Source organism: Coprococcus sp. AF51-11b1 (assembly GCF_027682785.1).
Taxonomy (GTDB): Bacteria; Bacillota; Clostridia; order Lachnospirales; family Lachnospiraceae; genus Allocoprococcus; species Allocoprococcus comes.
The window spans coordinates 57,859-78,486 of the sequence record NZ_JAQCZB010000005.1; the positions used below are offsets into that span (position 1 = coordinate 57,859).

The window sequence follows — 20,628 nt, forward strand, 5'->3', positions numbered from 1 at the left end:
AAGGTGAATAACATGTCAAAAAGAAGAAAAAGAAAGCCTTCCGTTCTGAGGCATAAATTCACGGTTGGAATGCAGAAAAAGCTGGTAATGCTCTTTATAGCGATATTACTGGCTTTTGTTATTCTTGTCGGAAGAATTACCTATATCAATGCCTCGTCAGGAGAAGATTATACCAAGACAGTACTGGATCAGCAGCAGTATATGAGTCGGTCGATTCCGTTCAAGCGTGGAGATATTGTAGACACAAACGGCACAAAGCTTGCGACAAGTGAGCGTGTATACAATGTGATTCTGGATGCAAAGGTCTTACTTTCAGACGAGACAAAAAAAGCTGAAAACATAGCAGCTACGAAAAAAGCGCTGAAAAGTTATTTTCAGATCAAGGCATCGGCAGTGGATGCAATTATCGCGGACAGTCCGGACAGTCGGTACAATATTCTGAAAAAAGGAATTTCCTACGATGATGCGAAGGCATTTGAAGCGGCTGAGAAGAAAAATTCCAAGATCAAAGGAATCTGGCTGGAAGAGGATTATGTCAGAAAATATCCATATAATACACTTGCCTGCGATGTCCTGGGATTCAGCGTATCGGGGAATGTGGGAGCAAGCGGACTGGAAGCATCCTATAATTCAACGTTGAATGGAACGGATGGACGCAGATATGGTTATCAGAATGAAGACTCGGCAATTGAAAACACGGTGAAAGAGCCGATAAATGGAAATACGATTGTAACAACGATTGATGCGAACCTGCAGTCTATCGTGGAAAAACATCTGGAAGAGTTTAACCAGGCGCACACAGATGAAGCGCAGGAGGGGATGGGATTTAAAAACGGAGCTGTGATCATGATGAACCCGAATACCGGAGAAGTTCTGGCAATGGCTTCCTCACCTACCTATGATCTGAATAATCCGAGAGATCTATCCAAGTATTATACAGAGGAAGAAATAACCGGAATGAGCAGTGACGATAAGATCGATGCTCTGAATGAACTCTGGAGAAACTTCTGCGTGAGCGATACTTTTGAGCCGGGATCTACGATCAAACCATTTACGGTTGCAACAGGTCTGGAGATTGGTGCACTGAAAGGCGATGAAACCTATTACTGCGGTGGTTCCCTTCAGATCGATGAATGGGAGATTAAATGTATCTCTTATGATAATGGTGGACACGGGCAGCAGAATCTGACACAGGTTATGGAAAATTCATGTAACGTTGCCCTGATGCAGATTGGTCTGGCAATCGGACCGGAAGAATTCTGTAAGTACCAGAGTATTTTTGGATTCGGTCAGTATACGGGAATTGATCTTCCGGGTGAGGCGGTTGGTATTTTGCAGTCACCGGATGGAATGATCAAAACGGATCTTGCAACCAACTCTTTCGGACAGAATTTTAACGTAACTATGCTTCAACTTGCGACAGGATTCTGTTCTCTGATCAATGGTGGCGATTATTATGAACCGCATCTTGTAAAAGCCATTCAGGATGAGAACGGAAATGTGATCCAGACTATTGATCCGGTGTTGGAGAAGAAGACAATTTCTAAAGAAACTTCTGATAAACTGAAAAGTTATATGTACAGTGTTGTTCAGAACGGTAGTGGTAGATATGCACAGGTAGAAGGTTATGATATCGGTGGTAAGACCGGTACAGCGGAAAAATTGCCCCGTGGAGAGAATAAGAACGTGGTATCCTTTATCGGATATGCACCGCAGGAGAATCCGGAAATTATGATTTATGTAGTCATCGATGAACCGAATGCTCCGGATCAGTCAGCGACCAGCAGCCTGATCTCGCAGCTCGCTTCTGATATTATGGCAGAAGCATTTCCGTATTTGAATATTACAAAGGCTCCGGCTGAGTAATTTGGGTATAACCCCGGAAGACAGATCATACTGTAATAGTAAGAATCTGTTTTTCGGGGTTTTTATGCGGAATAAGACTTATAATAAAAAGAAAATGCTGGTAGTATTTTTAAGCGCGCTTCTGATGATTTTTTTTCTGATCGCAAGACTGGTGTATTTGATGATATTTGATGCTGCGTATTATCAACAGAAAGCAAAAACGCTGCACGAAAGAGAGAGGGAGATCAAGGCGGCAAGGGGAGAGATCATTGACAGAAATGGCAAAGTCCTTGCGACCAATAAAGCGGTGTGTACCATATCTGTTATCCATAGTCAGATAACAGATCCGGAGAGAGTGATCCAGGTTCTTGCCGATGAGCTTGGAATAGAGAAAGAAATGATTCGGAAAAGAATCGAAAAAGTTTCTTCCAGGGAAAAAATAAAGACAAATGTGGAGAAAGAGACCGGGGACCGGATTCGTGCATATGAACTGGACGGGGTGAAGGTAGATGAGGATTTTAAACGGTACTATCCGTATGGCAATCTGGCTTCAAAGGTTCTTGGATTTACCGGTGGAGACAATCAGGGAATCATTGGACTGGAAGTAAAATATGAAAATTATCTGAAAGGTGTGAACGGAATGATTCTGACAACAACTGATGCCAGAGGGATTGAGCTTGCGGATACGCTGGAAGACAGAGTAGAACCGGTTTCCGGAGACACTCTGCAGGTAAGCCTGGACTATAATATCCAGGAATATGCACAGCAGGCTGCGGACAAAGTAATGGAAGAAAAACAGGCAGATGCAGTTGTGATTTTGATCCTGAATCCAAAAACAGGGGAAATCTATGCCTGCGTCAATGCTCCAGAGTTTGATCTGAATGCCCCGTTTACATTACCAGAGGGAACAGATGCCGCTTTGAATGATGAAGAAAAACAGGCAATGCTGAATCAGATGTGGCGGAACAGGAGTATCAATGATACTTATGAACCAGGATCGATCTTTAAGGTATTTACTGCTTCGGCGGCGTTGGAAGAGGGAGTGGTCAAAGAAGAAGATACTTTTTACTGTCCTGGATACAAGCTTGTGGAAGACCGCCGGATCCGGTGTGCGAGGACGACTGGACATGGATCCGAGACGTTTGTACAGGGGGTGCAGAATTCCTGTAATCCGGTTTTTATTGAAGTAGGGATGCGGCTTGGAACAGAGAATTTTTATAAATATTTTGAAAAATTCGGATTGATGGGGAAGACAGGTGTAGATCTTCCGGGAGAGGCTGCAACGATCATGCACAAGAAGGAAAATGTAGGGCAGGTAGAGCTGGCAACGATGTCGTTTGGACAGTCTTTTCAGGTGACACCGATGCAGATGGCAACAACAGTATGTTCTCTGGTGAATGGGGGAAAAAGGATCACTCCTCATTTTGGCGTCGCCGTTTATGATGCGGAAAGTGGAGAGAAAGAAGAAACGATTTCTTATGGAAAAAGAAAACGGATTCTTTCTAAAGAAACGTCAGAAAAGATGAGAAAGATACTGGAAACGGTTGTGTCCGAGGGAGGAGGAAAAAAAGCACAGATCGAAGGATACCGGATCGGAGGAAAGACAGCGACCAGCCAGACGCTGCCAAGAAGTGCGAACCGTTATATAGGATCTTTTATCGGATTTGCACCTGCAGATGATCCGCAGGTAGCAGCAATGGCAATTATTTACAACCCACAGGGTATCTATTATGGCGGGACGATAGCAGCTCCGGTTGTGCGCGATATTTTCGACAATATTCTTCCCTATCTTGGAATCGAACGGGAAGAAAACCCGTGAAGCAGTTGAAAAAACAGGGCAGATACATTATACTAAAGCGTAGAATCTGTGCCTTTAAGGTAAGGGCTGATTTTGAAAACAAAAGAAAGACAGAGGTGTATTATGGATTTTACAATGGTCATACCGGTGCTGATCGCGTTTGTTCTCAGTGTGGCAGCAGGACCGGTGGTAATTCCTGTTTTAAGAAGACTCAAGATGGATCAGACAGAGAGAGAAGACGGGGTGAAGTCGCATCTTAAAAAAGCCGGAACGCCGACGATGGGAGGCGTGATGATCTTGTTTGCGATTGCGGTCACTTCGCTGATCTATGTAAGAGAGTATCCGAAGGTGATTCCGGTACTTTTTGTAACGATTGGATTCGGACTGGTCGGGTTCCTGGATGATTATCTGAAAGTTGTTCTTCACAGATCAGATGGACTGATGCCGATGCAGAAGATGGCACTCCAGATCGTGATTACAGCGATTTTTGCATTTTACATCGTGAAAGTGGCAAAGATACCGCTTACCATGCTGATACCGTTTTCAGGTGGGAAATATCTGAACATCGGCTGGTTTGCCATTCCGGTACTTTTTATTGCAGTGATCGGTACCGTCAATGGTGTGAATTTTACAGATGGACTGGACGGGCTTGCATCCAGTGTAACAGTTCTTGTGGCAACCTTCTTTACAGTTGTTGCGATCGGAACAAAGAGTGGGATCGAACCGATTACCTGTGCAGTGGTAGGTGCGCTGCTGGGATTCTTATTATTCAACGTTTATCCGGCAAGCGTATTTATGGGCGACACCGGATCACTGGCTCTTGGGGGATTTGTTGCTTCGACAGCATACATGCTCCAGATGCCATTATTCATTATCATCGTAGGATTGATCTATCTGGTAGAAGTTTTATCAGTTATGATCCAGGTAACATATTTTAAGAAAACAGGCGGAAAGCGTTTCTTTAAAATGGCGCCGATCCACCATCATTTTGAGCTGTGTGGATGGAGCGAGACACGGGTGGTTGCAGTATTTTCAATTGTAACTGCAATTCTGTGCCTGGTTGCACTGCTGGCATTATAGGAGGCTTACAAAAATGGATTTACAAGGAAAGAAAGTGTTGGTATTCGGTGCGGGGATCAGTGGGATCGGATCCTGCGGATTACTGGAAAAAGAAGGGGCAGAGGTAATTCTGTATGATGGAAATGATAAAAAAGATGCCGAGGCAATGAAAGCACAGCTTGGTGAGGGAAGCAAAGTCCGCGTTGTTCTCGGAGCTTTTCCAGAAGAGGAGATGGGAAGTCTTGATCTGGTTGTAATGAGTCCGGGGGTGCCGACTGATCTGCCGGTTGTTCTGGCTATGAAAGAAAAAGGAATTCCTGTCTGGGGCGAGATTGAGCTTGCCTATGTATGCGGAAAAGGAGATGTGCTTGGAATTACCGGAACCAATGGGAAAACGACAACAACCTCTCTTTTAGGCGAGATTATGAAAAATGCCCGTGACAGCGTTTTTGTTGTGGGAAATATCGGTACACCATATACGAATGCCGCAGCAGATACCAGAGAAGATTCTGTGATCGTGGCAGAACTCTCAAGCTTTCAGCTGGAGAGTATTCATACCTTCCATCCAAAGGTAAGTGCAGTTCTTAATATCACACCGGATCATCTGAACCGCCATCATACGATGGAAGCATATATTCGTGCAAAGATGAATATTGCGAAGAATCAGACACCAGAAGATATCTGTGTTCTCAATTATGAAGATGAAGAGACAAGAAAGATGGCAGATGAATTTCAGGCAAGTGTTCTATTTTTCAGCAGTAAGCATAAACTGGAACAGGGCATTTATCTTGACGGAGAAGACATTGTATACAAACCGGAAAAGGAGAAAGAAGGAACGGTCATCTGCAAGACCGGCGAATTACAGATCCTTGGCGTCCACAATTATGAGAATGTTATGGCAGCGGTTGCAATGGCAGCAGCTTACGGTGTAGATCTGGATGTGATCCGTAAGTCTGTACTTGCATTTAAGGGGGTTGAGCATCGTATTGAATATGTGGCAGAGAAGAACGGGGTTGTCTATTACAATGACTCTAAAGGAACGAATCCGGATGCGGCGATCAAGGGAATCCAGGCAATGAACCGCCCGACGATCCTGATCGGTGGTGGATATGATAAACAGTCCGATTTCCATGAATGGATCCAGAGCTTTGATGGAAAAGTCCGCTATCTGGTACTGATCGGTGCTACAAAAGAGCAGATTCAGAAAGAAGCAGCAGAGTGCGGATTTCATGACTGTATTTTAAAAGATACTTTCGAAGAAGCACTCGATACCTGTGTGGAGCTTGCAAGACCCGGAGATGCAGTTCTGCTGTCACCGGCATGTGCAAGCTGGGGAATGTTCCCGAACTATGAAGTGCGTGGGGAAGAATTCAAAAAATACGTGAATGCATTATAAAAGAAATAAAATAATTTCATATAATCTGTATCAAAGGGCGTGAAACAAAGTGGAGGAAAAAGGGAAAAAGGGGCGTATGGATTACACGCTTCTGTTGATTGTTGTTCTCCTGGTTGTGATCGGACTGGTGATCTTATACAGTACCAGTGCATATAACGGGCAGGTGAAATTTCATGATTCCTTTTACTATCTGAAAAAGCAGGCGTTTGCGACGGTGCTTGGAATTGTACTGATGCTGTTCGTGGCAGGGATGGATTACCACATCTGGCAGAGACTGGCAGTATTTGGTTATCTGGCAGCAGTTGCACTTTCGGTTGCGGTCATGTTGTTTGGCAGAGAAATTAACGGGTCCAAAAGATGGTTAGCTTTGGGCCCGTTTTCTTTTCAGCCATCAGAATTTGCGAAAGTTGCACTGATTCTTTTTCTGGCGGATCTTGTGACGAAGAACGTAAAAACAATCGGAAAAATGTGGACACTTTGCAGGATCATGTTCTGGATCCTTCCAATTGTGGGACTTGTGGGAGCGAGTAATTTAAGCACGGCGATCATTATTCTGGGAATCGGTGTGATCCTGATCTTTGTAGCAAGCCCGAAGTATGCGCAATTTGCCTTGATGGGAATCGCAGGCGCCTGCTTTATGGGGATTTTTCTTGCCCTTGAAAGCTATCGGCTGGAACGGCTTGCTATCTGGAGAAATCCGGAAAAATATGAAAAGGGTTATCAGACCCTGCAGGGGCTTTACGCGATTGGATCCGGAGGAGTATTCGGAGTCGGGATCGGAAACAGTGTACAGAAGCTGGGATTTGTACCTGAGGCACAGAATGATATGATCTTTTCAATTATTTGTGAAGAGCTTGGACTCGCAGGTGCTGGGATTATCGTTTTTCTGTTTCTGCTTCTGATCTGGCGCTTTTTCCTGATCGCATCCGGAAGCAGGGATCTTTTTGGGGCGCTGATCGCGACCGGAGCGATGGCACATATGATGATTCAGGTTATTTTAAATATTGCAGTTGTGACGAACACAATTCCGAATACGGGGATTACACTTCCTTTCATCAGTTATGGAGGAACATCGGTGATGTTTCTTTTAATTGAAATGGGACTTGTGCTAAGTGTGTCACAAGTGGTAGACTAAACAGGAGATATACAAAAGACGGAAGGAGGAAGATGCCTGATGGGATGATACAGAAAGAAAGGAAAAAGAGAATCATAAAGCAAGCTGCCATGAAAGCCATTCTGGTCATTATTTTGGTTTGCATAGCTATGATTACGTTTCTTTTACTCTTTCAAGTGCGGAAAATCGAAGTATCAGGAAATCAGTATCTTAGCAGACAGGAGATTGCAGACTGGGTGCAGGATGATAATTGGTCTTCCAATTCTCTGTATGTGATGATCAGGAATCACCTGATGAATCACGAGCTGCTTCCGGCAATGGAAGAGGCAAATGTGACGATGAAGAATCCGTGGACTGTGAAGGTGACGATCAAAGAGAAGCGTGTGGCCGGTTATATCGTGTCAGGTGATGAATGTATTTATTTTGACAAGGATGGTATCGTACTTGCAAAGACAAAGGAGCTGTGGGATGGAATCCCGTGCATTGAAGGGCTGGAAGTAAAGAAAGTACAGCTTTACAAAGAACTTCCGGTCAGCAAGGCGAACAAAAAAGCATTTGGGAACCTTCTGGATATGACGATGACACTGAAAAAATGTGATCTCGCGCCGGATAAGATTGTTTGTTCCGGTTCAGATCTGTATCTTTTTTTTGGAAACAAATGTGTCAATGTCGGGCACACGAATCTGGAAGAACGGATCATGCAGATATCGCCGATCCTTGAGAAGCTGGGAGATCAGGGAGGAACCCTGTATCTGGAAAATTTTAACACAGATAATATTACAATTACCTTCGAAAAAGATGTGATTCCGGACCTTGGAACATAATCTGTGTCAAGTGAATAAAAAAATAGGAAAATATACAAAATTCTATTGATATTTTTCGGAAAAAAATATATTATAGTCTTATGTATAACTAAGCGCATATTGACATTTAGGGTGTATAATATAATAAGGTGACGAAGGAGGAGAAACTCTTGTTAGAAATTAAAACAAATGAATCAGAAGCAGCAGCTAAAATAATTGTAGTCGGTGTAGGTGGCGGCGGAAACAATGCAGTCAACCGCATGATCGATGAACAGATTGCAGGTGTTGAATTTATCGCAATCAATACAGATAAACAGGCTCTTCAGTTATGTAAAGCTCCGACTCTTATGCAGATCGGAGACAAGCTTACAAAGGGTCTTGGTGCAGGGGCTAAACCGGAGATCGGTGAAAAAGCAGCTGAGGAAAGTGCCGAAGAGATCCAGTCAGCACTCAAGGGAGCTGATATGGTATTTGTTACCTGTGGTATGGGTGGCGGAACAGGAACAGGAGCAACTCCTGTTGTCGCGCGTATTGCCAAAGAGCAGGGAGCACTTACTGTTGGCGTTGTAACCAAGCCTTTCAAATTCGAATCCAAGACAAGAATGAACAACGCTCTTGCCGGAATCGAAAAATTAAAAGAAAATGTAGATACACTTATCGTTATTCCGAATGATAAGCTTCTTGAAATTGTAGACAGAAGAACAACTATGCCGGAAGCACTTAAGAAAGCTGATGAAGTTCTTCAGCAGGGTATCCAGGGCATCACAGACCTGATCAATGTACCTTCACTGATCAACCTTGACTTTGCCGATGTACAGACAGTTATGACAGATAAAGGAATTGCTCATATCGGTATCGGACAGGGCAAAGGTGATGACAAGGCTCTTGAAGCAGTTAAGCAGGCAGTTGCCAGCCCTCTGCTTGAGACAACCATCGCAGGTGCATCTCACGTTATCATCAACATTTCAGGTGACATCACTCTTATGGATGCGAGTGATGCAGCAGAATATGTACAGGATCTTGCAGGTGAAGATGCAAACATCATCTTCGGTGCAATGTATGATGATTCCAAGTCAGATGAAGCAACTATCACAGTTATCGCAACAGGTCTTCACAATGTAGGTGGAACACAGAGCAAGCTTCAGTCAAGACTGGAACATAAAGCAGCTATGATGAACGGTGGATCTGGAATGGGAGCAAGCAATATTTCACGTCCACAGTTTAATCCGGGAGAATACAGCAATGTAGAAAGACCGGTATACGGAGGCAGACCGGTACAGCAGCAGACTACACAGGTACCACCGCTTCAGAGTGCAAGAACTCCACAGAGCAAGGTGAAAGAACAGTCTATCAAGATTCCGGATTTCTTCAAGAAATAAGAATGAAATAACAGGGAAGCAGTAAGTAATTACTGTTTCCCTGTTTTTTATAGTTTACTGTTCATAGCGTACCATTTCGCGTCGCAGTCTCTGCATAATTTTCTTTTCAAGTCTTGATATGTAAGACTGGGAGATTCCAAGAAGATCGGCCACTTCTTTCTGCGTTTTTTCTTCCCCGTCGGGGGTTCCGAGTCCGAATCGCATCTGCACGATTACCCGTTCCCTGTTTGAAAGCCGTCCGATGGCTTTCCCAAGAAGTTTGTGTTCTGCTTCGGTTTCCATATCACGATAAATGGTATCTTCTTCAGTTCCAAGAATATCGGAGAGAAGAAGCTCATTTCCATCCCAGTCAACATTGAGCGGTTCATCGATGGAGACCTCCAGTTTGGTCTTGTTATTCCGGCGCAGATACATGAGAATCTCATTTTCAATACAACGGGAGGCATAGGTGGCAAGTTTGATATTTTTCTCTGGATTGAAGGTATTGATTGCTTTGATCAGTCCAATCGTGCCGATGGAGATCAGGTCTTCTACGCCTACACCGGTATTGTCAAATTTTTTCGCTATATATACAACCAGACGCAGGTTATGTTCAATAAGAAGCTTTTTTCCTTCTTCATCCTGCCCGCCTCCGAGAAGGGAAATGGCATGACCTTCTTCTTCACTGCTAAGTGGGAGCGGCAGGATATCTGTCCCTCCTATGTAATGGATTTCCTGCTTTTCCGGGAAGAAAACACTGCGGAAAGAGGGAATCATTTTCAATTTAAAACAATCTGAAACAGCAACTTTTATCATCATTATAATCCTCCTAACAATCTTCAGGATGCAATAGCATTTCATATTTTCCGTTTCCAAAATTCTTCTGTTCGGAAATACCGATCAGTGGAGATTGGATCAAAAATTCAGATTCTCCTGTTATTCTCATTTTCTTGACAGAAAAAACAGGAAGAATACTGGTCGTCTTCTGTATAGTCCGGTACGGGATGTACCGGAGTCTTCCAGGTGAGATTTGGGAAGAAATCTTCTGACAGGCGTCTTTGCTGATAATATGAACCGGCTTTCCGGTCAGTGGATCAGAAAGATGATTACCACTGTCCAGAAAGGCTTTCAGATGAAAATCTTTTCCATTTACAGTTAAAATCACATCAAAACTATGATCTTGTGATTTCCATAGTTTCTTTAGAAACAAAAGTCCATGATATAAAAGAAAAAAACCACAGATGCCAAGGGTGAAAAGAAAAGATATGATCCGGAAAAATTTTCCAAAATAAAGACGGAGCCAACTCATGATACCTCCAAGAAGAAAGCTTGCAAGATAGAGCAGAATCCATGCTTTGAAAAAAACGGGAAATGTCCGGATTTTCAATCCGATCACTGTCATACAGGAATTTACCAGGAAAAACAGCAGGATATAGCGGGTCCATACCGGGCATGGAAAAAATAAAATGGCACAGGTCAGTAGTGAACCGGTAAAGGAACCGGCAAGAAGACTTCCATAAGTGGCAGAACATGGAAATACTTTTTTTACTGCCAGAAGAATCAGAAAATCCATCATCATATTTTCCAGAAACAATACATCCAGATATACTTCATACTGCATAGTCTTATCCTTCTTTCTCTTTAGCTGCTAAATAGATTTGGTACTTAAGCATGCTTTATTATAGAAAAGATGTGTTTCAGATTTTGTCAGAAGATGGAAAAAACAGAATAATTTTATTCGACATGCTGAAATGCTGGATTTTTTTAAAGAATTGTCGAAAAAGACAGGAAAAGACCGGCGTTCCATGTCGGAAGCCGGTCTCTGGAAAGATAAGATCGGTATTTATCTGTCGTCACGATCCCATTTGTCAGCAAGATTCTGGATCTGTGACTCGAATTTTGCAAGATCTTTGTTTGCAAGACCTTCATTTTTAAGCACAACATCCATGAGGTGTTTGGCTGCCGCAACCACGCGGTTGAATGCAGTAAGAGCACGTGCTTTGGCCGGCTTTTCAACTGCTTTTTTCGGAAGCCTGATACCTTCAGAAAGGATGGTATCGGTTGCGAGATCAACACAGCCTCCGGAGTATGGTGCAAATGCCGGAATGCCGAAACGGTCTGTGATGGTAGCAGCGAAAGAATCTGTAACCGTATCCTCTCCATGTACAACAAAGATGTGGGATGGTTTTTCTTTGAATCCATCAATCCAGTTCAGAAGACCATTCATATCGGCATGTCCGCTGATCCCTGCAAGGACTTCAATACGGGCATTAACCTCTACATTTTCACCAAAGAGCCGGACTGATTCCGGTTTGCTTTCGACAAGCTTGCGGCCAAGAGTGCCAACTGCCTGATAGCCTACGAAGAGGATCGTGCATTCTTTTCTCCAGAGGTTGTGTTTCAGATGATGGCGGATACGGCCGGCTTCACACATTCCGGAAGCAGAGATGATTACTTTTGGTTTGTCATTGAAGTTGATCATTTTAGATTCTTCACTGGTGATCGTGGTTTTCAGTCCCTGGAAAAGAAGAGGGTTGATTCCTTTACTTATCAGAGCCATTGCATCCTCATCAAAGCAGGACTGTACATTTTTCTGGAAAACGTTGGTTGCTTCGATCGCCAGAGGACTGTCTACATAAACCTCAAAATTCTGATATTCCGGCAAAAGATTATTTTCTTTGATCTCACGGATAAAGTATAAAAGCTCCTGGGTTCTTCCTACTGCGAAAGATGGAATGACTACATTTCCACCTTTGGCAAAGGTTTCGCGCAGGACTCTGGTAAGATCCTTAATATAATCCGGTTTTACAGTAGAATGGACCCGGTTTCCGTAGGTGGATTCGATGACAAGATAATCGGCTGCATCCACATGCTGCGGATCTTTGATGATCGGCTGGTCAATATTTCCGACATCTCCGGAAAATACGATTTTTTTGCTTACACCGCCTTCTGTGATCCAGACTTCAATGCAGGAAGAACCAAGCAGATGACCGACATCTGTGAAGCGGAGTTCGATTCCTTCACAGAGCTGGATCGTCTGGTTATAATCGATCGGCGCAAGAAGTGCAACTGCATTCATGGCGTCCTGTACAGTATAAAGTGGTTCGTAAAGCGGAGCACCGGAACGAAGTGCCTTCCGGTTTCGCCATTCTGCTTCGGATTCCTGGATATGTGCACTGTCACGGAGCATAATGCTGCACAGATCAGAGGTGGCGAATGTACAGATGATTTCTCCTTTAAAACCATTTTTTACAAGCAGAGGAATCTTGCCGGAATGGTCAATGTGTGCATGCGTTAAGAGGATATAGTCGATCATGGAAGGATTGATCGGGATTTCCTGATTCTCATACAGATCAGGTCCTTGTTCCAGTCCACAGTCTATTAGAATATGTTTTCCGCATGCTTCAAGATAATGGCAGCTTCCAGTTACTTCATGGGCGGCACCGATAAAAGTAAGTTTCATATACTCAACCCCTTTGCGTAAAAATTATTTTAGTATATTATACTATAATTTAAAGAAAAATGATAGAAAATCAGACAATATTACTAAGATGTATATTCTTTCAGAAGAGTATGGGAAAAGTCAAGGAGCGATATTTTTAATATTTTAGTGGGAATCGAATAAATAAAAACAGTTTTGAGAAAAATTTATACCAGTAAAGATTTGGAGGTTTATTGAGATGGTACTTAATAAAGTAGAAATCTGTGGTGTAAATACAGCAAAGCTTCCCCTGCTTAGCGACGGGGAAAAAGAGGTGCTTTTTGAGAAGATCAAAGCGGGGGATGAGGAGGCAAAAGAACAGTATATCAAAGGAAATCTGCGTCTGGTACTCAGTGTGATCAAACGCTTTTCGGGAAGCAGTGAAAATCCGGATGATCTGTTTCAGATCGGGTGCATCGGACTGATCAAGGCAATCAATAATTTCAATCCGGAGCTGGAAGTAAAATTTTCAACTTATGCGGTACCGATGATCATTGGAGAAATCCGGCGGTTCATCCGGGACAATAATTCGATCCGTGTTAGCAGGTCACTTCGTGATACGGCATATAAAGCCATTTACGCGAAAGAAAATTATGTCAAAGTAAACCAGAAAGAACCTACTGTTCAGGAAATTGCAGAGGAAATTGGGATCGCAAAGGAAGAGATCGTCTATGCGCTGGATGCAATCCAGATGCCAGTCAGCTTAAATGAGCCGGTATATAATGACAATGGAGATGCTATGTATGTGATGGACCAGATCAGTGACAAAAGGAACAAAGAAGACAGATGGGTGGAGAAGCTGTCTCTTCAGGCGGCAATGGACCGACTCGGAAAAAGGGAGAGGCATATTATCAGACTTCGTTTTTTTGAAGGTAAAACGCAGATGGAGGTAGCAGAAGAAATCGGAATCTCACAGGCACAGGTAAGCCGCCTGGAAAAGAATGCACTCAGGGCTATGCGACAATATCTGCGAAGTGAATAGAAAAATAGAGATTTCCAGTTGAAATTTGTCAAGGTTCATACTATTATAATCATAGAACAGAAGAACAGGAGAACAGCAATGTATAAAGCGTGTATTTTTGACTTGGATGGAACTTTGACAAATACGCTGGATTCGCTGACTTATTCAACGAATAAGACGTTAGAAGAAATGGGACTTGAGACGATTACCAAAGATCAGTGCCGAAGCTTCGTTGGGGATGGAGCCAGATGCCTTATGGAACGTGCACTTCGTGCGTCCGGAGACACAGAGCTTAAGAGGATTGAAGAAGGTATGGAAGTGTACAGCAGAATCTTTGGAGAAAATTGTATGTACCATGTACGTCCTTATGATGGCGTTGTTCAGATGTTAGATTCACTGAAGAAGAAGGGAATAAAGATTGCAGTATTTTCCAACAAACCACATTTGCAGGCGATCGATGTAGTGGAAAGTACATTTGGAAAAGGATATTTTGACCATATTCAGGGGCAGTCGGGTGAATTTCCGAAGAAACCGGATCCGGAAGGACTTCTGTGGATACTTGATAAATTAGGGGTATCGCCGGAAGAAGGAATATACATAGGAGACTCGGATGTAGATATGAAGACAGGGAAAGCTGCCGGTATGTTTACAGTCGGAGCAGAATGGGGATTCCGGACCAAAGAACTTCTTGTGGAGACAGGAGCAGATGCAACAATTGCACATGCTGAAGAATTGCTTAACTATTTATAGTTCAGATGAGAAAATTTTTCTGTGAGAAAGATAAGGGAGGGTTGCCTGTATGTATGAGTATGATGAAGAATGTCTGCAGACATTCCTGAATATGCAGTCACAGCTTTTTGATGAGCCGGTTGCAGAGACACTGGAAGAGGCAGAAGCGTTTTTGGAAGACTGTATGGCGGTTGTTGTAGATTCTATCAAGGATGTGAGAGATTATCTGGATGAAAGCGGAGCGGACATCAGTGGTATGAGTGATGAAGAGCTGGAAGAGGCTTCAGAAGTATTCGCACTTCCGAACGGACAGTATCTGATCGTGGAAGGTTAATAAAAGGAAAAGAGCTGCGGCATCAGTTGGTTGCCGCAGCTTTTTTGAGCGCATCACGGATGGTGTTGAGAAGAAGCTGAGAAGTATAGGGACTGTCACTTGAAAGTGTAAGATGATCAAGGGACTGGGATTTACAGATCTGGTCAGCCAGATTCTCAAGAGATGGCTGAAGAAGAGGATACATGGCAGTTACCGTCTCACTTAGATTGGAAATGCGGATGGAATTGATAGAGGTGTCAGAGACAGAAACTTCCAGTTCCAGATCTTCATTTCCGAGTGTAAAAGAAGAGGTATAAACGCCGGGAGTATATTTTTTGTCGGATACAGAGGAATGCCGGTCTCCGGAGAACATAAAGAATAAAAGGCAGAGGATGAGAATACCTAAAGTGGCAAAAATAACAGTATAGATAATTTCTTTCATGTGAAGTACGATGATTTTTGTTTTGGAATTCATAAAGAACCTCCTTAGGCAGTATGGAATTTCGGCAGGTTATGCCGCTTAATAAACTATATGAAAAGAAAAAATAGTTTATGCATGAGAAATGCGTGACAAAAGAGAAAGGATTTAGTAGAATCAGGAAAGAGAAAAAGCAGAGGTGAATAGAATGTTTATAATTGCAGGACTTGGAAACCCGGATGAAAAGTATCAGGGGACAAGACATAATGTTGGATTTGATGTGGTGGACCGCCTGGCGGAGAAATACCAGATAGCAGTCGATACTAAAAAACACCGTGCCCTCATCGGAAAAGGAGTGATCGAGGGACAGAAAGTGCTTCTTGTGAAGCCGCAGACTTATATGAACCTAAGTGGAGAGAGTATCCGTAGTCTGGTGGAATATTACAAGATCGATCCGGAAGAAGAACTTCTTGTAATTTATGATGATATCAGTCTGGAAGTCGGACAACTCAGGATCCGCAGAAAAGGAAGTGCCGGTGGACATAACGGAATCAAAAATATCATTGCCAATTTAGGAAGTAGTGTATTTCCACGGATCAAGGTAGGTGTGGGAGAAAAACCGAAAGGATATGATCTTGCTGATTATGTTCTTGGAAAATTTTCCAAAGAGGACCGTGTACTTATGGAAGAAGGATATGATCTTGCCTGTGAAGCTTCTGCTCTGATCATGCAGGGAGCAATCGATCAGGCAATGAACGAATATAACCAGAAAAAGAAAGAATAAGAGGAGGCAAAAAGCGATGCATGCACTTACGGCTCCTTTATCTGAACTGGCAGAGATTGAAGAAATCTGTGAAGAGCGTGGACGGGAACCGGGCATGCTGCTTCTTTCCGGGTGTGTGACATCACAGAAAACGCATTTGATGTATGCGCTTGGAAAAGGTTATGGGCATACATTGATCGTTCTTTCCAGTGAAGATAAAGCAAAAAAATTATACGAAGAATATCGTTTCTTAAATGAAAATACCAGCTATTATCCGGCAAAGGATCTCCTTTTTTATCAGGCAGATATCCACGGAAAACAGCTGGTCAAACAGCGGATGGAAACCTTGCAGATGATGATGGAGGCAAAAAGCCAGGTTACGGTCATTACAACGATTGACGGATTCATGGATGAACTGCCATCGGAAGCAGAAATAAAAGGAGACATTCTGACCATTTCCAATGGGGAGGCGCTGGAATTTGAATCGCTGAAGGAGAAGATCATAAAACTTGGATATGACAGGGAAGCCCAGGTGGATGGTCCGGGGCAGTTTGCAGTTCGTGGTGGAATCATTGATATTTACCCACTTACCGAGGAATTGCCGATCCGTATTGAATTCTGGGGAGATGAAGTGGATTCAATACGGACTTTTGACGTGGACAGCCAGAGATCTGTAGAGAATCTGGAACAGATCGTTATTTATCCGGCAGATGACAGACTGGGAAGTGACCGGAAAGTTTCTTTTATCAACTACTTTGATCCGAAGGACACACTGGTGTTCCTGGATGAACCAGCAAGGCTTCTGGAAAAAGGGCGTCTGGCAGAAAATGAAGTGGAAAAAGCGAGAGAGAACCGTGCAGAAGAAATGGAAAGGACCGGGGAAATGGAAGAAGCTCCGGAATTTTTTACGACTGATGAAATTATAAAATTTCTGAACAAATTCTGTATGATCGGGATGTGTGCTCTGGAAATGAAATGTAAGCCATTTTTTGTGAAAAAGCGGTTTGGGATCCAGGCAAAAAGCGTTAACCCGTATAACAGCAGCTTTGAGATGCTGACACAGGATCTCAAAAGACTGAAAAGGAACGGATACCGGGCGGTTCTGATTTCTGGGTCCAGAACAAGAGCAAAACGTCTGGCAGAGGATCTACGTGATTATGATCTGAGCAGTTTTTACAGTGAGGATCAGGAACGTGAAGTGAATCCAGGGGAGATCATGGTATGCTACGGGCATATAGAAGTCGGATACGAGTACCCGATGATTAAATTTATTGTCATATCTGAGTCAGATATTTTTGGAAAGACAAAGAAGAAAAAGAAACGAAAAAGTTATGATGGACAGAAAATAAGCAGCTTTTCGGATCTGAAACCGGGAGACTATGTAGTGCATGAGAATCATGGACTTGGAATCTACCGGGGAATTGAAAAGATAGAAGTTGATAAGGTGACAAAGGATTATATGAAGATTTCGTATGCTGATGGTGGAAATCTTTATATTCTTGCCACACAGCTTGACCAGATCCAGAAGTATGCCAGTGCAGATGCTAAAAAGCCGAAACTTAACAAACTTGGAGGACAGGAATGGCATCGCACGAAGAGCAAGGTAAAGACAGCAGTCTGGCAGATTGCCAAAGATCTGGTGGAACTCTATGCAGTACGGCAGTCCAAAGAAGGATTTGTCTATGAAAAGGACACGGTCTGGCAGAAAGAATTTGAAGAAATGTTTCCATTTGAGGAAACGGAGGATCAACAGCTTGCAATCGAGGCAACAAAACGGGATATGGAAAGTCCAAAGATCATGGATCGTCTGATCTGTGGGGATGTGGGATTTGGAAAGACAGAGATTGCAATCCGGGCAGCATTCAAGGCAGTGCAGGAGAACAAGCAGGTTGTCTATCTGGTCCCTACTACGATTCTTGCACAGCAGCATTACAACACTTTTGTGCAACGGATGAAAGAATTTCCGGTAAGGGTGGATCTGTTATGCCGTTTCCGCACACCTGCACAACAGAAAAAAACGATCGAAGATTTGAAAAAGGGACAGGTTGATATCATCATTGGAACCCACCGGGTATTGAGTAAGGATGTGGCATTTAAAGATCTGGGACTTCTGATCATTGATGAGGAACAGCGTTTTGGAGTACAGCATAAAGAAAAGATCAAAAAGCTGAAGGAAAATATTGATGTTCTGACACTTACGGCAACACCGATTCCCCGAACGCTTCATATGAGTCTGATCGGAATCCGTGACATGAGTGTGCTGGAAGAAGCACCAATTGACCGGATGCCGATCCAGACCTATGTGATGGAGGAGAATGATGAGATGGTCCGGGAGGCAATCGAAAGAGAAATTTCCCGCCAGGGACAGGTGTACTATGTCTATAACCGTGTCCAGGATATAGCTGAAATGGCAGCGAAGATCCAGAAACTTGTGCCGGATGCAAATGTGGCATATGCACACGGGCAGATGCGGGAACACAAGTTAGAAGATATTATGTACGATTTCATCAATGGAGAAATTGATGTTCTGGTATCGACGACGATCATCGAGACTGGTCTTGACATTTCCAATGCCAATACCATGATCATCCATGATGCAGATCGGATGGGGCTCTCCCAGCTTTATCAGCTACGTGGAAGAGTTGGAAGATCGAACCGTATGGCATATGCATTTCTTTTGTACAGAAGAGACAAAATGCTCCGGGAGGTTGCAGAAAAACGTCTTTCGGCAATTCGTGAGTTTACAGATCTTGGCTCTGGTGTAAAAATCGCCATGCGGGATCTGGAAATCCGTGGGGCAGGAAACCTGCTTGGGGAGGAACAGCATGGACATATGGATGCAGTGGGATACGATCTTTACTGTAAGATGTTAAGTGAGGCAGTCCGTCACCTGAAGGGAGAGATCCCGGAAGAAACCTATGCGACAAACGTGGATCTGAATATTGATGCTTATATTCCGGCATCTTATATTCCGAATGAGTATCAGAAGCTGGATATCTATAAACGGATCGCAGCAATTGAGACAGAAGAAGAACAGGAAGATATGCTAGAAGAACTGATTGACCGTTTCGGCGATCCGCCACGCAAGGTGCAGCAGCTTCTGATGATCGCGCAGCTGAAGGCGAAAGCACATGCGGCTTATGTGATTTCGGTAGAGCAAAAAGGCGATGAATACAAATTTACCATGTATGAGAAGGCAAGGGTAAATGTAGCAAAGATTCCGGAACTGCTGGCAAAATATAAGGGAGAACTGACATTTAAGACAGATGCAGAAAATCCATATTTTATTTATTGTAAACTTCGGAAAAATAAAAAAGAAAAAGCAGAGCAGATTCTTGAAAATGCAGGAAAAATTGTCGAAGATATACAGGGACTTGTCGAAGAATAATGTGTATTTTTTATGAAAAAGATTGCCAGTAAGGTAAAAAAAAGATATACTATACGAGTGCATAGTGAAGAAGTGTGTACAATGGAGAGAAGATCAAGGAGGAAATTTTATAAATGAAAAAAAGAGTGGTTGCCTGTATACTGGCAGTTGCCTGCATTGCATCTTTAAACGGATGTGGAAGCAAGTTTAACGGACAGGATACAGTGGTAGAAGTCGGAGATGAGAAAGTGACTGCAGATGTGGCGAACTTTTTTGCAAGATATCAGCAGGCGCAGTTTGAAACAACATATAGCAGTTATCTGGGAGATAATTTTTGGGGAAAAGAAGTTACAGACGGAAAGACTTATGAAGAGAATTATAAGGATTCAATCATGGATTCTCTGGAAGAAATGTATGTTCTGGATGAGCACAAGGATGATTATAAAGTTTCGCTAAGTGATGATGAGGAAAAAAGCATCGAGGATGCTGCGAAGAAATTTACTGACAGCAATGACAGTGCTGCAAAAGATGCAGTATCAGGCGATGAAAAGACGGTAAAGAAAGTACTGGAACTTCTGACACTTCAGAAGAAGATGGAAACTGCCATGACTGCGGATGTAGATACGAATGTATCCGATGAGGAAGCAGCACAGAAGAAAATGCAGTATGTGCTGTTCTCTACAAAGACAACGGGCAGTGATGGAAAATCGACAGATATGTCAGATGACGAAAAAGCAGAAGTGAAAAAGAAAGCAGAAGATTTCCAGAAAGATGCGGCTTCGGCAGAAGATTTTTCTGTATTTGCAACAGCAGTAGGTGCATCAGCCACCGATCTGACATTTGACTCGGATACGACATCGCCAAACGAAGATCTGATCAAAGCTGCTGATAAGTTAAAAGAAGGCGAAGTAACAGACGTGATCGAAGCAGACAATGGCTATTATGTTGCAAAAGTAGTCAGCCTTCTTGACCGTGATGCAACGGATACCAAGAAAGAGTCCATTGTATCACAGAGAAAGAGTGACCAGTATCAGTCAATTTGTAAGAAATGGAAAAAGAAAACGGATATTAAAGTACATAAAAAAGTATGGAATACGATCAGTTTTGCTGATCAGGGCGTAACGGTTAAGAGCACGACCGAAGATACAGATACATCTTCAGACTCTTCATCAAAATAAGCGTCTGACTTAACAACAGGAAAGTACGACAGGAGGAGAGATTAG

General features: G+C 43.1%; 17 protein-coding genes. 13 read left to right on the forward strand and 4 right to left on the reverse strand.

The window, feature by feature from the left end; translation table 11 throughout:
* The first annotated feature begins 12 nt into the window (after positions 1 to 12).
* From PGY05_RS06565 to ftsZ, 7 genes are all read left to right on the forward strand, one after another.
* Complete coding sequence (locus PGY05_RS06565) at positions 13 to 1,866, forward strand: peptidoglycan D,D-transpeptidase FtsI family protein (RefSeq protein ID WP_055157369.1); 1,854 nt, start codon at positions 13 to 15, stop codon at positions 1,864 to 1,866.
* Positions 1,867 to 1,930: 64 nt separating this feature from the next.
* Positions 1,931 to 3,664: a peptidoglycan D,D-transpeptidase FtsI family protein gene (locus tag PGY05_RS06570; protein ID WP_270475547.1), complete on the forward strand. Its 1,734-nt coding sequence runs from the start codon at positions 1,931 to 1,933 to the stop codon at positions 3,662 to 3,664.
* A gap of 102 nt (positions 3,665 to 3,766) precedes the next feature.
* Positions 3,767 to 4,723 (forward strand): phospho-N-acetylmuramoyl-pentapeptide-transferase, encoded by a 957-nt coding sequence (mraY, locus tag PGY05_RS06575; RefSeq protein ID WP_055157373.1) that lies wholly within the window; start codon positions 3,767 to 3,769, stop codon positions 4,721 to 4,723.
* 13 nt (positions 4,724 to 4,736) lie between these two features.
* Positions 4,737 to 6,098: a UDP-N-acetylmuramoyl-L-alanine--D-glutamate ligase gene (gene murD, locus PGY05_RS06580; RefSeq protein WP_195434487.1), complete on the forward strand. Its 1,362-nt coding sequence runs from the start codon at positions 4,737 to 4,739 to the stop codon at positions 6,096 to 6,098.
* Positions 6,099 to 6,174: 76 nt separating this feature from the next.
* Entirely contained in the window at positions 6,175 to 7,233 is a 1,059-nt protein-coding gene (locus PGY05_RS06585; protein WP_022220761.1) for an FtsW/RodA/SpoVE family cell cycle protein, read from the forward strand.
* 44 nt (positions 7,234 to 7,277) lie between these two features.
* Entirely contained in the window at positions 7,278 to 8,036 is a 759-nt protein-coding gene (locus tag PGY05_RS06590) for a cell division protein FtsQ/DivIB (protein WP_172676569.1), read from the forward strand.
* A gap of 149 nt (positions 8,037 to 8,185) precedes the next feature.
* On the forward strand, positions 8,186 to 9,394 hold the full coding sequence (ftsZ, locus tag PGY05_RS06595) for a cell division protein FtsZ (protein WP_022220760.1): 1,209 nt from the start codon (positions 8,186 to 8,188) through the stop codon (positions 9,392 to 9,394).
* A 54-nt stretch (positions 9,395 to 9,448) separates the two neighbouring features.
* On the opposite strand, the gene sigE is transcribed toward ftsZ, so the two are convergent.
* The 3 genes from sigE to PGY05_RS06610 all read right to left on the reverse strand — a co-directional run bounded on the left by sigE (position 9,449) and on the right by PGY05_RS06610 (position 12,836).
* Positions 9,449 to 10,192, reverse strand: a complete 744-nt coding sequence (gene sigE, locus PGY05_RS06600) for an RNA polymerase sporulation sigma factor SigE (RefSeq protein WP_008371883.1) — start codon at positions 10,190 to 10,192, stop codon at positions 9,449 to 9,451.
* Between the two features lie 10 nt (positions 10,193 to 10,202).
* Positions 10,203 to 10,994 carry a sigma-E processing peptidase SpoIIGA gene (locus PGY05_RS06605; RefSeq protein WP_008371882.1) on the reverse strand — a complete coding sequence of 264 codons (792 nt, stop codon included), beginning with the start codon at positions 10,992 to 10,994 and terminating at the stop codon, positions 10,203 to 10,205.
* Positions 10,995 to 11,216: 222 nt separating this feature from the next.
* On the reverse strand, positions 11,217 to 12,836 hold the full coding sequence (locus tag PGY05_RS06610) for an MBL fold metallo-hydrolase RNA specificity domain-containing protein (protein WP_173685214.1): 1,620 nt from the start codon (positions 12,834 to 12,836) through the stop codon (positions 11,217 to 11,219).
* A 217-nt stretch (positions 12,837 to 13,053) separates the two neighbouring features.
* On the opposite strand from PGY05_RS06610, the gene sigG reads away from it, so the two are divergent.
* From sigG to PGY05_RS06625, 3 genes are all read left to right on the forward strand, one after another.
* The gene (gene sigG, locus PGY05_RS06615) at positions 13,054 to 13,836 is read left to right on the forward strand and encodes an RNA polymerase sporulation sigma factor SigG (RefSeq protein ID WP_173686714.1); all 783 of its coding nucleotides are present in this window, start codon (positions 13,054 to 13,056) and stop codon (positions 13,834 to 13,836) included.
* 78 nt (positions 13,837 to 13,914) lie between these two features.
* The gene (locus PGY05_RS06620; RefSeq protein ID WP_117555718.1) at positions 13,915 to 14,565 is read left to right on the forward strand and encodes an HAD family hydrolase; all 651 of its coding nucleotides are present in this window, start codon (positions 13,915 to 13,917) and stop codon (positions 14,563 to 14,565) included.
* Positions 14,566 to 14,614: 49 nt separating this feature from the next.
* Positions 14,615 to 14,878 carry a hypothetical protein gene (locus PGY05_RS06625; RefSeq protein ID WP_008371877.1) on the forward strand — a complete coding sequence of 88 codons (264 nt, stop codon included), beginning with the start codon at positions 14,615 to 14,617 and terminating at the stop codon, positions 14,876 to 14,878.
* A gap of 22 nt (positions 14,879 to 14,900) precedes the next feature.
* Here the strand turns inward: PGY05_RS06625 and PGY05_RS06630 are convergent, their stop codons facing one another.
* A complete protein-coding gene (locus PGY05_RS06630) occupies positions 14,901 to 15,332 on the reverse strand; it encodes an FMN-binding protein (RefSeq protein WP_055246492.1) in 432 nt (143 codons plus the stop codon).
* Positions 15,333 to 15,483: 151 nt separating this feature from the next.
* Here PGY05_RS06630 and pth point away from each other — a divergent pair, with 151 nt between their 5' ends.
* From pth to PGY05_RS06645, 3 genes are all read left to right on the forward strand, one after another.
* Positions 15,484 to 16,059, forward strand: a complete 576-nt coding sequence (gene pth / locus PGY05_RS06635) for an aminoacyl-tRNA hydrolase (protein WP_055157387.1) — start codon at positions 15,484 to 15,486, stop codon at positions 16,057 to 16,059.
* Positions 16,060 to 16,075: 16 nt separating this feature from the next.
* Positions 16,076 to 19,426 carry a transcription-repair coupling factor gene (gene mfd / locus PGY05_RS06640; protein WP_195196386.1) on the forward strand — a complete coding sequence of 1,117 codons (3,351 nt, stop codon included), beginning with the start codon at positions 16,076 to 16,078 and terminating at the stop codon, positions 19,424 to 19,426.
* A 113-nt stretch (positions 19,427 to 19,539) separates the two neighbouring features.
* A complete protein-coding gene (locus PGY05_RS06645) occupies positions 19,540 to 20,583 on the forward strand; it encodes a peptidylprolyl isomerase (RefSeq protein ID WP_270475548.1) in 1,044 nt (347 codons plus the stop codon).
* The last annotated feature ends 45 nt before the right edge of the window (positions 20,584 to 20,628 follow it).

What these genes read in the sequence shown, in the direction of transcription:
- PGY05_RS06565 (WP_055157369.1), top strand. Translation starts at nt 13, where the DNA reads ATGTCAAAAAGAAGAAAAAGAAAGCCTTCCGTTCTGAGGCATAAATTC.
- PGY05_RS06570 (WP_270475547.1), top strand. Translation starts at nt 1,931, where the DNA reads ATGCGGAATAAGACTTATAATAAAAAGAAAATGCTGGTAGTATTTTTA.
- mraY (WP_055157373.1), top strand. Translation starts at nt 3,767, where the DNA reads ATGGATTTTACAATGGTCATACCGGTGCTGATCGCGTTTGTTCTCAGT.
- murD (WP_195434487.1), top strand. Translation starts at nt 4,737, where the DNA reads ATGGATTTACAAGGAAAGAAAGTGTTGGTATTCGGTGCGGGGATCAGT.
- PGY05_RS06585 (WP_022220761.1), top strand. Translation starts at nt 6,175, where the DNA reads ATGGATTACACGCTTCTGTTGATTGTTGTTCTCCTGGTTGTGATCGGA.
- PGY05_RS06590 (WP_172676569.1), top strand. Translation starts at nt 7,278, where the DNA reads ATGATACAGAAAGAAAGGAAAAAGAGAATCATAAAGCAAGCTGCCATG.
- sigE (WP_008371883.1), bottom strand. Translation starts at nt 10,192, where the DNA reads ATGATGATAAAAGTTGCTGTTTCAGATTGTTTTAAATTGAAAATGATT.
- PGY05_RS06605 (WP_008371882.1), bottom strand. Translation starts at nt 10,994, where the DNA reads ATGCAGTATGAAGTATATCTGGATGTATTGTTTCTGGAAAATATGATG.
- PGY05_RS06610 (WP_173685214.1), bottom strand. Translation starts at nt 12,836, where the DNA reads ATGAAACTTACTTTTATCGGTGCCGCCCATGAAGTAACTGGAAGCTGC.
- sigG (WP_173686714.1), top strand. Translation starts at nt 13,054, where the DNA reads ATGGTACTTAATAAAGTAGAAATCTGTGGTGTAAATACAGCAAAGCTT.
- PGY05_RS06620 (WP_117555718.1), top strand. Translation starts at nt 13,915, where the DNA reads ATGTATAAAGCGTGTATTTTTGACTTGGATGGAACTTTGACAAATACG.
- PGY05_RS06625 (WP_008371877.1), top strand. Translation starts at nt 14,615, where the DNA reads ATGTATGAGTATGATGAAGAATGTCTGCAGACATTCCTGAATATGCAG.
- PGY05_RS06630 (WP_055246492.1), bottom strand. Translation starts at nt 15,332, where the DNA reads ATGAATTCCAAAACAAAAATCATCGTACTTCACATGAAAGAAATTATC.
- pth (WP_055157387.1), top strand. Translation starts at nt 15,484, where the DNA reads ATGTTTATAATTGCAGGACTTGGAAACCCGGATGAAAAGTATCAGGGG.
- mfd (WP_195196386.1), top strand. Translation starts at nt 16,076, where the DNA reads ATGCATGCACTTACGGCTCCTTTATCTGAACTGGCAGAGATTGAAGAA.
- PGY05_RS06645 (WP_270475548.1), top strand. Translation starts at nt 19,540, where the DNA reads ATGAAAAAAAGAGTGGTTGCCTGTATACTGGCAGTTGCCTGCATTGCA.